The following is a 12,823-nucleotide window of genomic DNA, read 5'->3' as shown; positions in this document are numbered from 1 at the left end:
GGCCGGCAACAGCAAGCAGTCCATGGCGCTGCTGGTAGTCGGCGTGGTGCTGATCGGTGCGCTGGCGGAGGTGATGTCCAAGGCCCTGGACGTCGGCCTGGAAGGCAGCGGCGTACCGCCTATCGTACCGGCGCTGCTGGTAGCGGCAATCTCCGCCAGCCCGGAAATCCTCACCGCCCTGCGCGCAGCCATGGCCAACCGCATGCAGCCGGTGGTCAATATCGCCCTGGGCGCGTCGCTGTCGACCGTGATCCTGACCGTACCGGTGATCGAGGCCCTGGCTCTCTTCAAGGGCCAGCCGATCCAGATGGCGATGACCCCGCTGCAGACCGGCATGATGTTCATCACCCTGATGGTCGCCGGCTACAACCTGCATGATGGCAAGACCAACGCCATCGAGGGCATGACCCACTTCGTGCTGTTCGCCACCTTCCTGATGCTGTCGTTCATGGGACTCTGAACATGCTCAAGCTGTACCTCGCCGGCCCCGACGTGTTTCTCCCCAACGCCTTCGAGCAGGGCGAGCGGCTCAAGGCGCTGTGCGCCGAGTTCGGCGTGCAGGGGCTGTATCCCCTGGACCACTCGGTGCCCGAAGGCATCGTCGAGCCGGTGGAGCAGGCGCGCTGGATCTACCAGGCCAACCTCGAGCTGATCCGCCAGGCCGACGTGGTGCTGGCCAATCTCAACCCTTTCCGCGGCGCAGAACCGGACAGCGGCACCGCCTTCGAACTGGGCTACGCCGCCGCGCTGGGCAAGCCGCTGTTCGGCTACATCGATGAAGGCGGCAGCTGCACCGAGCGCCTGCCTTGCGAATGGAAGGGCGACCAGCCGGACCGCGATCGCGACGGCAACCAGATCGAGGGCTTCGGCCTGCCGCTGAACCTGATGCTCGGCGTGCCGGCGAAGATCGCCGTGGGCGGGGCACGAGAGGCACTGGAGCTGCTGCGCAAGGAGCTGCCAGGTCACCAGTAGGAGCGAGCTTGCGCGCGAACGGATTCTCCGGCGACTCCGCTGCGTAGGCGGTTCGCGAGCAAGCTCGTTCCTACCAAGAGCCAATCGCCGGAAACGAAAAACGCGCCCTCGGGCGCGTTTTTCGTTTGGCTCGCAACGGCTGTCAGCGACGCCCTTCGAGCTTGAAGAAGAACACCTTGGTCGCCTGGCGGGCAACGATCCGGCCGCCGCTGACGCGGGGCTCGAAGCGCCACTTGTCCATGGCGTCGCGCACGGCGTTGTCGAACATGCGCGGCGGCGAGGATTCCAGCACCTGGATATCGGCGATGCGGCCATCGCTGGTGATGGTGAACAGCACCTTCACCCGACCTTCGATGCCACGGTTCAGCGCCATGCGCGGGTAGACCGGCGGGTCCATGCGCAGCGGCTTGATGTCGCTATCGTTCAGGCTACCGGTGGGCAGGCCGGCGGGGCCCTGCGAACCGGTCGGTGCGGCCTGGGCACCCTGGGTGAACTGGCCGACAGTCGGCGCGGCAGGCGGCGGCGGTGCAGCCGGGGTCGGCGGCGCGGCGGCTTCCTCGGCGGGCTCGGGGTCCGGCTCGGGCTTGGGTTTCGGCTTGGGCTTGGGCTTGGGCTTGGGCGACACCTTGGGCACGGCCTTCTCGACCGGCTTGGGTTTGGGCTTGGGCTTTTCCACCGGCTTGGGCGGCTCGATGGGCTTGGGCGGTTCGGGCTCCGGCGGCGGCGGAGTCGGCGCGGCAGCAGGTGGCTGCTGCACTTCCGGCTTGGGTGGCAGGGTGACGACACTCACCTGCATGGCCTTGGGCATCTCGCCGGCGCCCAGATTCAGTTCGGCCGGGGTCGGCATCACCCAGACCAGCGCGGCGACGATGGCCACATGCATGGCAATCGCCAGACCCGAGGACTTCCACCAGCCACCGGGGGGGGGCGGCTGCTCGCCGTCTTCCACGCCTTCGACCGGCGCCGCGTAGGGAATCAGGACCTCTTCGGGAACCACTTCCTCGTCGCGGCGGGGGCCGGCACAACTGACGAGTCGCAGGGTGGCCTCATTGACGCGCTGGGCGTTCACGCTGGGCAAATGGGCGCCGTCATCCGCCGTGGCGGAAGTGAACAGCTGTTCCTCAGCGTCTACGGCTGGACTGGCGTCCGCCGCCTTGCGCGGTTGGGGTAACGACATGAGAAAGCCTGCGGGAAGAGTTCACGAAGCAGTATCTGCTGATAATTATTATCATTCACTAGTTACTCGAGGGCAACCTTATCTGTCAGATCGGTGCGATGGCGCAGCGTAAAAGGCCGTCCTGCAAGGCCTGCGGATCGAGCTCGGCAGCCAGGATCAGCTCTATCCGGCTGTCCTTGCGCCAGGCACTGGGCGTCCAGGGTGCCGGACCGACGGTACGGTTGCAGGCCAGCCAGGCACCTTCGCCGTGCAACACGGCCTTGGCCCGCAGCAGGCCGGGAACCCCGGCCAGCCAAGCGTCCAGCTCAGCCGTGCGGAAGTGCCAGTCTCGATGGAAGCGCCAGCCGACCGACTGTCGACCGTCCTCGAGGCGTACCTGGCGCAACGGCGTCTCACGGAGCAACAGCATCGCCGGTTCACCGGCAGAAGCGCCCTGCGGCAAATCAGCGCCCGCCGGTTCAGTTGGCGTCGTTGGCAGCTCGCCCAGCGACAGGCGCCCCTGGATCGTCCAGCACAACGGCACGTCCGGCAGGTGCGCGGCCAGAGCCGCACGCGCCGCGCCATCCAGGGCTTCGGACTTGTTCATCACCAGTAGCGCCGCCTCGCCCAGCGCCTGCTGCTGCGCTTCGGGCAGGGGCTGGCCGACCGCCAGTGCGGCAGCATCGAGCACCATCACCATCGGCTGCACGGCCAGTACGCCCTGCCAGGGCGCCGCACGCAGCTGCGCCAGCAGTTGCGCGGGATGGCCAAGGCCGGACGGCTCGATGAACAGTCGCTGCGGCCGCGCCTTGCGCAGCAGCCGGCCAAGGCCGACCTGAAACGGCGCGCCATTCACGCAACACAGGCAGCCACCGGCGACCTCGCCCAGGGCGATGCCGTCCTCGTCGCGGGACAGCAGCGCGGCGTCGAGCCCCACCTGGCCGAATTCGTTGACCAGCACCGCCCAGCTTTCGCCTGCGGGACGTTGCGCCAGCAGGGACTGCAGCAGGCTGGTCTTGCCTGCCCCGAGGGGGCCGGCGATGAGATGAGTCGGGATCTGCTTCAACATTCGCCCATGGTGCCGCCTGACGCTCGCCGGGAAAAGCGCTAGAGTCGCGGCTTCCCCTCGCCACCCCGGATCGATCATGCGCCTGTTGCTGCCTTTTGCTCTCGCCTGCCTGCCCCTGCTCGCCCACGGCGAGGCCTGCGTGGTGCATACCCAGGGCAAGCAGGTCGACGTGAAGGTCTGCCAGCAGAACCGCACCATCCCGGAAAAACTCTTCCGCGAGGGTTTCTGCCAACCGCAGCTGAAGGACCAGAAGGTCGAGGTGACCTACGCCGAAAACTGCCCCAGCGGCGCCTTCGGCGTCTGCGAGAACGCCCAGACCCAGGGCGTGCCCTATCGCCAGGACATCCACTACTACGGCGTGGCCAGCGATGCGCGCATTCTCCAGCCGTTCTGCGAGCAGCAGAGCAACGGCCACTGGCGCAAACCCCAGTAACGGTCATCGCCCTGTCACACGCTTCGGGCCTACTGTCCCCGGGTACCTCACACCCTCCCGGCGCCCCACGCCGGACATGATCTTGGTGAATTGGGCCGCTCTCCCCGGGCGGCCTATTTTTTTGCCCGGGCGAAACCTCAACCCAGCCAGTCGAGCGTGAGCAACAGGCGGCGCTCGCCCGGTGCCGGCAACGGCGAGCGGTGGATGATGCCGGAGCCAAGATTGCCGGCCCATTTCTCACCCTTGAACAGGCCTACGTCACCCGCCGCCATCTGGCGGATCTCCGCCCGGCTGGCTGGTTCGGCCGCCGCGTCTCCCAGCCGCGCGCGGGCCATGGCCCACTCCTCCAGCCACTGGCTGGCTGGCCCCGCATAGGTGGTGACCAACCGCAGCGGTACGTGATCGACGTGGAAGCGCGGGCACATGGCCTTGTCCAGGCTGCGCAGGCGCAGGCCGATACGCTGCGCGCCGGTCAGGCAGGCGAAGGCTTCGGCCAGCCATTGCAGGTCGCTGCGAAACAGCGTGCAGCCATCAAGCATGGCGTACTGGCGCAGCAGGTCGCCCAGTCCGACGCGCTCCTCGACCACCTCCAGGCTCTGCGTCAGGTCCAGCGGCTGGGCGCTCAGCCAACCGGCAAAAGTGCTGATTTCCGGGTACAGCGTGCGTTGCCAGACGGCCAGATTGACGTCTTCCTTGAGCACCTCGGCGAGCACCTGCGGATCGTCGCCAAGCACCTGCCGCGGCCAGGTCGGAGTTTCGAGGGCGAGCATCAGGCGCCGGCCTCCCAGGGTTCGAAGGGATCGGGCAGGCGCTTCCAGGCGGTGGTGCCGGCGGCCATTTCCTCGTCATCCAGCAGGCAATGATCCAGTTCGCCGAACAGCTGCTGGAAGTCCAGGTTCTGCCCGATGAATACCAGCTCCTGGCGGCAATCGCCGCTGTCCTCGCGCCAGTGGCGCAGCACGCCCTGCAGCTCGGTGGTGTCCTGCGGCCAGTGTTCGCGCGGGACGAAGCGCCACCAGCGTCCGGCCAGGCCGTGGCGCATCAGGCCGCCGGCCTGGGACCAGCTGCCCGCCTCGCGGTAGCGGCTGGCGAGCCAGAAGAAGCCCTTGGAGCGCAACAACCGGCCGTTGCTCCAGGGCCGGGCGAGAAAGTCATGAAAGCGCTGCGGGTGGAAGGGCCTGCGCGCCCGATAGACGCTGGAGGAAATGCCGTAGGCTTCCGTCTCCGGCAGGTGCTCGCCGCGCAGCTCCTTGAGCCAGCCCGGCGCTCGCTCGGCGCGCTGGAAGTCGAAACGGCCGGTGTCGAGGATGCGCGCCAGCGGCACCTGGCCCATCACCATGGGCTGGATATCGGCGTCGGGATTGAGCCTGCGCAGGATCGCCAGCAGCTCGTCGCGCTCGGCGCTGCCGATCAGGTCGATCTTGCTCACCAGGATCACATCGGCGAACTCCACCTGTTCCACCAGCAGGTCGCTGAGCGAGCGCTCGTCGTCCTCGCCGAGGGTTTCGCCACGCTCGGCGAGGCTGTCGGCGCCCTGGTAGTCGACGAGGAAGTTCAACCCGTCGACCACCGTGACCAGCGTGTCCAGCCGCGCCAGGTCCGACAGGCTGCGGCCCTGCTCGTCGCGGAAGGTGAAGGTTTCCGCCACCGGCAGTGGCTCGGAAATACCGGTGGACTCGATCAGCAGGTAGTCGAAGCGGCCTTCGCCAGCGAGGCGGCTGACCTCTTCCAGCAGGTCCTCGCGCAAGGTGCAGCAGATGCAGCCGTTGCTCATCTCCACCAGGCGCTCCTGGCCGCGGTTGAGGCTGACGTCGCGCTGCACCTCGCGGCCGTCGATGTTGATTTCGCTCATGTCGTTGACGATGACCGCGACCTTCAGATTCTCGCGGTTCTTCAGGACGTGGTTGAGCAGCGTGCTCTTGCCGGCGCCAAGGAAGCCGGACAGCACAGTTACGGGAAGGGGCGCATTCATCACGGTGGGGCTCCAGGGAAATCAGGCTTCGCGGACGTGCAGTTCGCGCCGTTCCTGGCGCTCCTTGGCCTCGATGCACAACGAGGCGGTGGGGCGCAGCAACAGGCGGCGCAGGCCGATCGGTTCGCCGGTTTCCTCGCACCAGCCGTAATCGCCCCGGGCCAGGCGCTCCAGCGCCTGGTCGATCTTGTCGAGCAGCTTCTTCTCGCGCTCCAGCAGGCGCAGTTGCCACTGGCGCGCCTCCTCGCGGCTGGCGACATCGGCTTCGTCACTGGCCCGCTCGGTGTCCTGCAGCGCCTGGAATTCCTCGTCGATGCGCCCCTGCAACTCGTCACGCTGGTCCAGCAGCAGCGCGCGGAAATAGCCCTGTTGCGCCTCGCTCATGTAGGCCTCGCCGGGCTGGGCAAGCAGTTCCTGTTCGGTCATGACCGTCTCCGGAAGGGAGTGATCTTTTATGTTATATTATAACAATGCATTGCCCGCAATCGGGAATCGACAACCGCCCGACGACGTGCGATACCGATGTTCCGCTCCACCCGCCCGCCGAGACCTTCGATGCTGCGCCGCACCCTGCTGCTCTGCCTGTTCGCACCCTTCGCCCACGCCAGCGGTTCCGCGCCACTGCCTTTTCCCGGCGAGGAGCCGGCGCGCTGCACCTGGTCGGCTTCGGTGCTGGCCTGCATGGACGGTTCGGGGAATCTCTACAGCGTCGCCACCCAGGGCCACGACACCTACCTGCGCGGCTTCGAGGCCAGCAGCGGCCGGCGCTGGGCGCAGACCGGCACGCGCTACGGCAGCCTGACCTTCTTCAGCGGCGTGGCCAGCGACGGCCAGGTGTGGGTGGGCACCAGTCGCGGCATCGGCTGGACCAACGTCAGCCGCTTCAGCAGCTCATCAGGCGACAGCGCCCGGCTGACCTGCGGGCGCGTGAGCGGCTGCAAGCAGCAGGAGCGCTGAAGAACCCATTGCGGGATCGCCGGGAAGCAAATACGTTATATTATAACAATTGCCAGCCGTGACCCGCCCATGACCACCCCGCTTCCCGACATCGCCTGCCAATCCACCCGCCTGCCCATCCCGCTCGACTGGGTCGGCATGCAGGGCATCGCCGTGCCACTGCGTATCGCCGGCGAGCGCGTCGCCGCATACGCCGACGCTGGTGTCAGCCTCGACGAAGCCGACGCGCGCGGCATCCACATGTCGCGTCTGTACCTGGCGCTGGAAGCGCTGGCGGAAACAGAGCTTTCGCCGATGCTGCTACGTGACCTGCTCAGGCAGTTCCTGCGCAGCCACGCGCAGCTTTCCCGACGCGCAAACCTGCTATTGCGTTTCGACCTGATGCTGCAGCGCTCGGCGCTGGTCAGCCCGCTGAGCGGCTGGAAACGCTACCCCTGCGAGATCCACGCGCAACTGGAAGACGATGCGCTGCAACTGGAATTGCGCGTGGCCCTGCCCTACTCCTCGACGTGCCCCTGCTCGGCGGCGCTGGCGCGCCAACTGATCCAGGAGCGTTTCGACAGCGACTTCGCCGGCCGCCTGCTGAAAGCCAGCGAGGTGCGTGCCTGGCTGGGCAGCCCGCAGGGCATAGTCGCCACGCCGCACAGCCAGCGCAGCGAGGCGCGGCTGCACCTGCGACTCGCCCCGGCCGCGACGGCATTCGCTTTCAGCGAGCTGATCGACCACGCCGAAGACGCCCTCGGCACCGCCGTGCAGACGGCGGTGAAACGCGCCGACGAGCAGGCCTTCGCCCTGGCCAACGGGCAGAACCTGATGTTCTGCGAGGACGCCGCACGCCGGCTGCACCGGGCACTGGTGCAGCGCGAAGAGGTGTCGGGCTTCGAGGTGCGCGTGGTGCATGCGGAAAGCCTGCACGCCCACGATGCGGTGGCGGTGAGTCGCTGGGAACGCGGCTAGGCGACGAGGTCCAGCGCCAGGCGAATCTGGTCGCGGCACTGGATGCCGCTTTCGAAGATCGGCTCGGGGTAATGCCGCACGAAGTAATCCGGATCGATACCGACGATGCGGAAGCCGACCCGCTGGTACAGGCCGAGCTGCGCCAGGCTGGAGTTGCCGGTGGCAATGGTCAGGCGCTGCAGCCCGGCATCGCGCGCCTGCTCGATGGCGGCCAGCAGCAGGCGACGGCCCAGGCCACGCTCCTGCCATTCATCTTCCACCGCGAGGCTGGTGATCTCGGCAACGCCGGGTTCGCGCGGCGTCAGCGTGAGGACGCCGCGCACGGAGTCTGCCTCGTTCAGCGCCAGCAGGCGGGAGTCGTGCAGGTAGCTCTCGATCTGTTCGCGACTGGGGTCAGCCTTGAGCAGCAACGACCAGGGCGCCTGTGCGGGCGACAATTCAACGAGGGACAGGTCCGGGAAGAAGTTCACCATGATTCATCTACCAAAGAGTCAGTGGGGACAGGGGGTTTAGCGCCCCGTGCTCCTCGATGCAAGCTTTTTGCCCCGCGCCAGAAACGCATCGAGCCCGCCGAAGCGGGCCCGATGCAGGGGCAGAAAAGACTCAGGAGTAGATGTCGCGCCGGCTCCAGGGCACCTCCTGGCCGCCATCCGCATAGGGCTTGCTGGCGAGAATCTGGTGCAGGTTGATCCAGCCCTTCTTGAAGCCATAGGCGCAACCGGCCAGGTACAGGCGCCAGATGCGCAGGGCCTGGTCGGGCACCAGTTTCGCCGCCTCGGCCAGCTTCGCTTCGAGGTTGGCGCTCCAGAAGTCCAGGGTGCGCGCGTAGTGCAGGCGCAGGCCTTCGACGTCGACCACTTCCAGTCCCGCCTCGCTCATGCGCGCGACGGCCAGTGACAGGTGCGGCAGCTCACCATGGGGGAACACGTAGCGGTCGATGAAATCCCCGGCGCCGCGCCCCACCGGACGGCCGTCGGTATTGCTGGAGGTGATGCCGTGGTTCATCACCAGCCCGCCTGGCCGCACCGCGTCATACAGCTGCTGGAAGTAGAGCCCGAGGTTGGCGTGGCCGACGTGTTCGAACATGCCGACGCTCACCACCTTGTCGTAACGGCCATCGCGCGGCAGGTCGCGGTAATCCAGCAGTTCCAGCGTCACCTTGTCTTCCAGGCCCTCGGCCTTGACCCGCTCGCGGCCGAGCTTGAGCTGCTCCTCGCTGAGGGTGATGCCATGCACCTGTGCGCCAAATTCTCGCGCCGCCAGGCGCGCCAGCCCGCCCCAGCCGCAGCCGACATCGAGCAGCTTCTCGCCAGGCTTCAGCCGCAGCTTGCGGCACAGGTGGCGCAGCTTGGCCAACTGGGCCGTGGCCAGGTCCTCGGTACCGGTCTCGTAGTAGGCGCAGGAGTACACCATCTCCGGGTCGAGCCAGAGCTGGTAGAACGCATTGGACAGGTCGTAGTGGTAATGGATGGCCTCGGCGTCGGTGGCCTTGTCGTGGCTTTCGCGCACGTAGTCGGCGTCCCCGTCGTCGTCACCCAGCGCGCTGCTCAGGGCATCGGCAGTGGCGATCACTTCACCGATCGGTCCCTCGATGTCCATGCGCTTCTCAACGTAGGCACGACCGAGGAGATCGAGGCTGGGATGGGTGATCTCGGTCAGCAGGGTCGGATCGCGAACGACGAGCGTCACCTGCGGATCAGGCCCAAGGTCGAACGCCTGGGCCTCGCCGATGCGGATGCGCAGCGGCAACTGCAGGGACAGCAACTCAGAGGGCAGGTTGGCGTTCATGCATACCTCCTGGTCACAGGGCTGGAAAACTATAGACCAGCACACCCATAGTCTTCCCCTATGGCCTGGCCCGCATAAAAACTATCGTGGCGCCGACCACCGCGGGACGTGCCGTTTCCTTTGTATTGGAGCCCGTTCCGAAGGTTTGCGTTCCCGGAAAATCCGCAGGCTGCAATGGAAGAATAGTTCGCTACGCAAGCGTAGCAGCCGATCCGGGAAGCATCGTTGCCAGCGCCGAGATAGAGCCTTTACTGCACCGCAACGATGACGGCGCCGTGACAGATTGCCGCTGCATTGCACTACACTGTGGTCCCTCCGCCCGCCTCCCGGCCGGAGATCCTCTGAAGTGAAGGGGGCTGTCTTGACTACCTTTTCCGAGCCGCGTCCGGCGGTCCGCACCGTGCTGGTGGGGCTGATGCTGGCGATCTTCCTCGGTGCGCTCGACCAGACCATCGTCGCCGTTTCCCTGCCGGCGATCTCCGCCGGCTTCGGCGACTTCGACCTGCTGGCCTGGGTCATCTCCGGCTACATGGTGGCGATGACCATCTCCATGCCGATCTACGGCAAGCTCGGCGACCTCTACGGCCGCCGCGTGCTGATGCTCTTTGCCATCGCCCTGTTCACCTTCGCATCGCTGCTCTGCGGCGCCGCCCAGAGCATGGAGCAGTTGGTGATCGCCCGGGTCCTGCAAGGCATCGGCGCCGGCGGCATGATGTCGGTGAGCCAGGCGATCATCGGCGACATCGTCCCGCCCCGCGAACGCGGCCGCTACCAGGGCTACTTCAGCAGCATGTACGCGGTGGCGAGCATCGCCGGCCCGGTGCTGGGTGGGCTGCTCACCGAATACCTGTCATGGCGCTGGGTGTTCCTGATCAACCTGCCGGTGGGCCTGGTCGCCCTCGCGGTATCCCGCCGGACCTTGCGTGGCCTGCCCGTACCCGGCCGCAAGCCGGTCATCGACTACCTCGGCACGATGCTGATGATCGCCGGTCTGGGCAGCCTGCTGCTGGCGATCACCGAGGTCGGCCAGGGCGCACGCTGGAACGACCCGCAGATGCTCGCGCTGTTCGCCGCCGCAGTGGTGCTGATCGCGCTGTTCGTCGTGCAGGAACGCCGCGCACCGGAGCCACTGGTACCGATGCACCTGTTCGGTATTCGCGCCGCCACGCTGAGTTGGCTGATCAGCTTCTTTGCCAGCTTCCAGGTCATCTCGCTGTCAGTGCTGGTGCCGCTGCGCTTTCAGTCGGTGACCGGCGCGGGCGCCGACAGCGCCGCGCTGCACCTGCTGCCGCTGGCCATGGGTGTGCCGATCGGCGCGTACTGCTGCGGCCGTCTCACGGCGATCATCGGCCGCTACAAGCCGCAGATCGTCGGCGGCGCGCTGCTGATGTCCCTGGCGATTGCCGGCCTGGCGCTGACGCCACCGAGCGCATACTTCCTTTCAGGGGTCTGCATGCTGCTCACCGGCATTGCCGCCGGCACGCAATTCCCCACCAGCCTGGTGGCGGCGCAGAGCGCAGTGGAAATGAAGCACCTAGGTGTGGCGACCAGCAACATCACGCTGTTCCGCTCGCTGGGCGGGGCGGTGGGGATCGCACTGATGTCGGCCCTGCTGCTGGCGATGCTGCAACCGCTGGCAGGCGACGCCGGCCATGGCCTGTCGGCCAGCGCCCTGCTGGCCAGCCTGAGCGGCGAAGGCCATGAAGCGCAGCGGCTGGCGCTGGATGGGGTGTTCGGGCACCTGTTCCTGATCAACGCCGGGTTCGGCGCCCTGGCCCTGTTGATCGCCCTATCGCTGCCCGACCACGCACTGCGCGGCCGGAGCAACGATTAGCGAATGGCGCGGCGTCAGTCCTCGTCGTTGAGGTAGCTGACCTTGCGCAGGTCCGGCAGCAGCAGGCAGACCAGCAGCGCCACGCCGCACATGACCGAGACATAGATGTAGAACACGTCCTCCATGCCGATGCTCTTCAGTCCCAGCGCAGCGTACTCGGCGGAGCCACCGAAGATCGCGTTGCCCACCGCGTAGGACAGGCCCACGCCCAGGGCGCGGATCTGCGGCGGGAACATCTCCGCCTTGATCAGGCCGCTGATCGAGGTGTACAGGCTGACGATGGCCATCGCCAGGATGATCAGGCCGAACGCCGCGTAGGGACTGCTGACGGTCTTCAGCGCGGCAAGGATCGGCCAGGTGCAGAGCATGCCCAGGGCGCCGAACCAGAGCATCGAGGTCTTGCGGCCGATACGGTCGGACAGCGCACCGAACAGCGGCTGCATGCACATGTAGCAGAACAGCGCGAAGGTCATCACGCCGCTGGCCACCTTGGCGTCCATCCCGGCGGTGTTCACCAGGTATTTCTGCATGTAGGTGGTGAAGGTGTAGAAGATCAGCGAGCCGCCGGCCGTGAAGCCGAGCACAGTGAAGAAGGCGCGCTTGTGATGAGTGAATAGCTCGGTGAGCGTGCCCGACTCCTTGCGGTTGAGGTTGGACTCCTTGGCCGTCTCGCTCAGCGAGCGACGCAGGTAGAAGGCGATCACCGCGGTGATCGCGCCGACCACGAAGGGAATTCGCCAACCCCACTCTTTCAGCTCATCGGTGGTCAGCAACTGCTGCAGGATCACCACCACCAGTACGGCCAGCAACTGGCCGCCGATCAGGGTGACGTACTGGAAGGAGGCGAAGAAGCCGCGCTGCCCCTTGAGCGCCACTTCGCTCATGTAGGTAGCGCTGGTGCCGTACTCGCCGCCAACCGACAGCCCCTGGAACAGACGCGCGAGCAACAGCAGCGCCGGCGCCGCGACGCCAATGGTGGCGTAGGTCGGCATCACCGCGATGGCCAGCGAGCCGCCGCACATCATCAGCACCGAGATCATCATCGCGGTCTTGCGGCCCTTCTTGTCGGCAATGCGGCCGAACAGCCAGCCGCCGATAGGGCGCATCAGGAAGCCCGCGGCGAACACCCCGGCGGTGTTGAGCAACTGCACCGTCGGATCGTCCGAGGGGAAGAAGGCGTGGGCGAAGTACAGGGCGGTGAAGGCGTAGACGTAGAAGTCGAACCACTCCACCAGGTTGCCCGACGAGGCGCCGACGATGGCGAGGATGCGCGAGCGGCGCTCATGGGCGGAATACTGCGGTGCGGCAGGTGCGTTCATGGGGATTCTCTTGTCGGTTTAACTGCATCCCGGACGTGAGGACGGAACTCCCTCGCCGTCCTTGCCAGCGAATTGCCGCCAGGCATTTTTCACTGACACAATCAGAAACAGTATAGACGCTTCCGATAGCCGGCTAACGAAATCCGCGGCCTGGACCGGGCCTTTTGGTTCGAATATCGGACACTCACGAACGCGCGTTTGTCGTTTCCGATTGACCGGCCAGTAGCCAGCTTCTATCGTTGGCCCGCTCCCCACCCTGCGGGAGACTTGTCAGGTACCCCTCGCAGGGCCGGAGCCCGACCTTGTCCACAAGACAAGGTCGATTTCCATTCCCCTCGTGTAGCGGCTCAAGCCGCCTGGCCTCGG

Annotated in this window: 14 protein-coding genes; 6 read left to right on the top strand and 8 right to left on the bottom strand. The window is 66.6% G+C overall.

Features of this window, described 5'->3' with window-relative positions; translation table 11 throughout:
* Positions 1–22 precede the first annotated feature (22 nt).
* Positions 23–460 carry a hypothetical protein gene (locus RS899_RS30925; RefSeq protein ID WP_374701929.1) on the top strand — a complete coding sequence of 146 codons (438 nt, stop codon included), beginning with the start codon at positions 23–25 and terminating at the stop codon, positions 458–460.
* 2 nt (positions 461–462) lie between these two features.
* Entirely contained in the window at positions 463–972 is a 510-nt protein-coding gene (locus tag RS899_RS28095; protein ID WP_233296972.1) for a nucleoside 2-deoxyribosyltransferase, read from the top strand.
* 142 nt (positions 973–1,114) lie between these two features.
* Here RS899_RS28095 and RS899_RS28090 read toward each other — a convergent pair whose 3' ends face one another.
* Together RS899_RS28090 and RS899_RS28085 are read right to left on the bottom strand one after the other, a co-directional pair.
* Complete coding sequence (locus tag RS899_RS28090) at positions 1,115–2,149, bottom strand: TonB family protein (protein WP_315808583.1); 1,035 nt, start codon at positions 2,147–2,149, stop codon at positions 1,115–1,117.
* An 85-nt stretch (positions 2,150–2,234) separates the two neighbouring features.
* On the bottom strand, positions 2,235–3,197 hold the full coding sequence (locus tag RS899_RS28085) for a CobW family GTP-binding protein (protein WP_315808582.1): 963 nt from the start codon (positions 3,195–3,197) through the stop codon (positions 2,235–2,237).
* Positions 3,198–3,273: 76 nt separating this feature from the next.
* Between RS899_RS28085 and RS899_RS28080 the strand changes: the two genes are divergently transcribed.
* Positions 3,274–3,630, top strand: coding sequence for an NADH:ubiquinone oxidoreductase (locus tag RS899_RS28080; protein WP_169935161.1), 357 nt, complete (start codon positions 3,274–3,276; stop codon positions 3,628–3,630).
* A 137-nt stretch (positions 3,631–3,767) separates the two neighbouring features.
* Here the strand turns inward: RS899_RS28080 and RS899_RS28075 are convergent, their stop codons facing one another.
* The 3 genes from RS899_RS28075 to dksA are packed head-to-tail and all read right to left on the bottom strand — an operon-like array spanning position 3,768 to position 6,028.
* Positions 3,768–4,400, bottom strand: coding sequence for a DUF1826 domain-containing protein (locus tag RS899_RS28075; protein ID WP_315808581.1), 633 nt, complete (start codon positions 4,398–4,400; stop codon positions 3,768–3,770).
* Entirely contained in the window at positions 4,400–5,602 is a 1,203-nt protein-coding gene (zigA, locus tag RS899_RS28070) for a zinc metallochaperone GTPase ZigA (protein ID WP_315808580.1), read from the bottom strand. The genes RS899_RS28075 and zigA overlap by 1 nt, the downstream gene beginning before the upstream one ends.
* A 21-nt stretch (positions 5,603–5,623) precedes the next feature.
* The gene (gene dksA, locus RS899_RS28065; RefSeq protein WP_024766818.1) at positions 5,624–6,028 is read right to left on the bottom strand and encodes an RNA polymerase-binding protein DksA; all 405 of its coding nucleotides are present in this window, start codon (positions 6,026–6,028) and stop codon (positions 5,624–5,626) included.
* A 129-nt stretch (positions 6,029–6,157) separates the two neighbouring features.
* Here dksA and RS899_RS28060 point away from each other — a divergent pair, with 129 nt between their 5' ends.
* Both RS899_RS28060 and folE2 read left to right on the top strand, forming a co-directional pair.
* The gene (locus RS899_RS28060; RefSeq protein WP_315808579.1) at positions 6,158–6,559 is read left to right on the top strand and encodes a hypothetical protein; all 402 of its coding nucleotides are present in this window, start codon (positions 6,158–6,160) and stop codon (positions 6,557–6,559) included.
* A 69-nt stretch (positions 6,560–6,628) separates the two neighbouring features.
* Positions 6,629–7,516, top strand: coding sequence for a GTP cyclohydrolase FolE2 (gene folE2 / locus RS899_RS28055; RefSeq protein WP_315808578.1), 888 nt, complete (start codon positions 6,629–6,631; stop codon positions 7,514–7,516).
* Here folE2 and RS899_RS28050 read toward each other — a convergent pair.
* Positions 7,513–7,989: a GNAT family N-acetyltransferase gene (locus RS899_RS28050; RefSeq protein WP_315808577.1), complete on the bottom strand. Its 477-nt coding sequence runs from the start codon at positions 7,987–7,989 to the stop codon at positions 7,513–7,515. The genes folE2 and RS899_RS28050 overlap by 4 nt on opposite strands.
* Positions 7,990–8,119: 130 nt before the next feature.
* The gene (cfaB, locus tag RS899_RS28045; protein WP_054909476.1) at positions 8,120–9,304 is read right to left on the bottom strand and encodes a C17 cyclopropane fatty acid synthase CfaB; all 1,185 of its coding nucleotides are present in this window, start codon (positions 9,302–9,304) and stop codon (positions 8,120–8,122) included.
* 415 nt (positions 9,305–9,719) lie between these two features.
* Here cfaB and RS899_RS28040 point away from each other — a divergent pair, with 415 nt between their 5' ends.
* Complete coding sequence (locus tag RS899_RS28040) at positions 9,720–11,138, top strand: MDR family MFS transporter (RefSeq protein WP_409978098.1); 1,419 nt, start codon at positions 9,720–9,722, stop codon at positions 11,136–11,138.
* 14 nt (positions 11,139–11,152) lie between these two features.
* On the opposite strand, the gene RS899_RS28035 is transcribed toward RS899_RS28040, so the two are convergent.
* A complete protein-coding gene (locus tag RS899_RS28035) occupies positions 11,153–12,457 on the bottom strand; it encodes an MFS family transporter (protein ID WP_315808575.1) in 1,305 nt (434 codons plus the stop codon).
* Between the last annotated feature and the right edge of the window lie 366 nt (positions 12,458–12,823).

Origin of the sequence: Pseudomonas sp. C9-3 (genome assembly GCF_032392015.1) — a bacterium.
In the GTDB taxonomy this organism is placed as follows: Bacteria; Pseudomonadota; Gammaproteobacteria; order Pseudomonadales; family Pseudomonadaceae; genus Pseudomonas; species Pseudomonas nitroreducens.
This window is presented reverse-complemented; position numbering and strand designations above follow the sequence as displayed.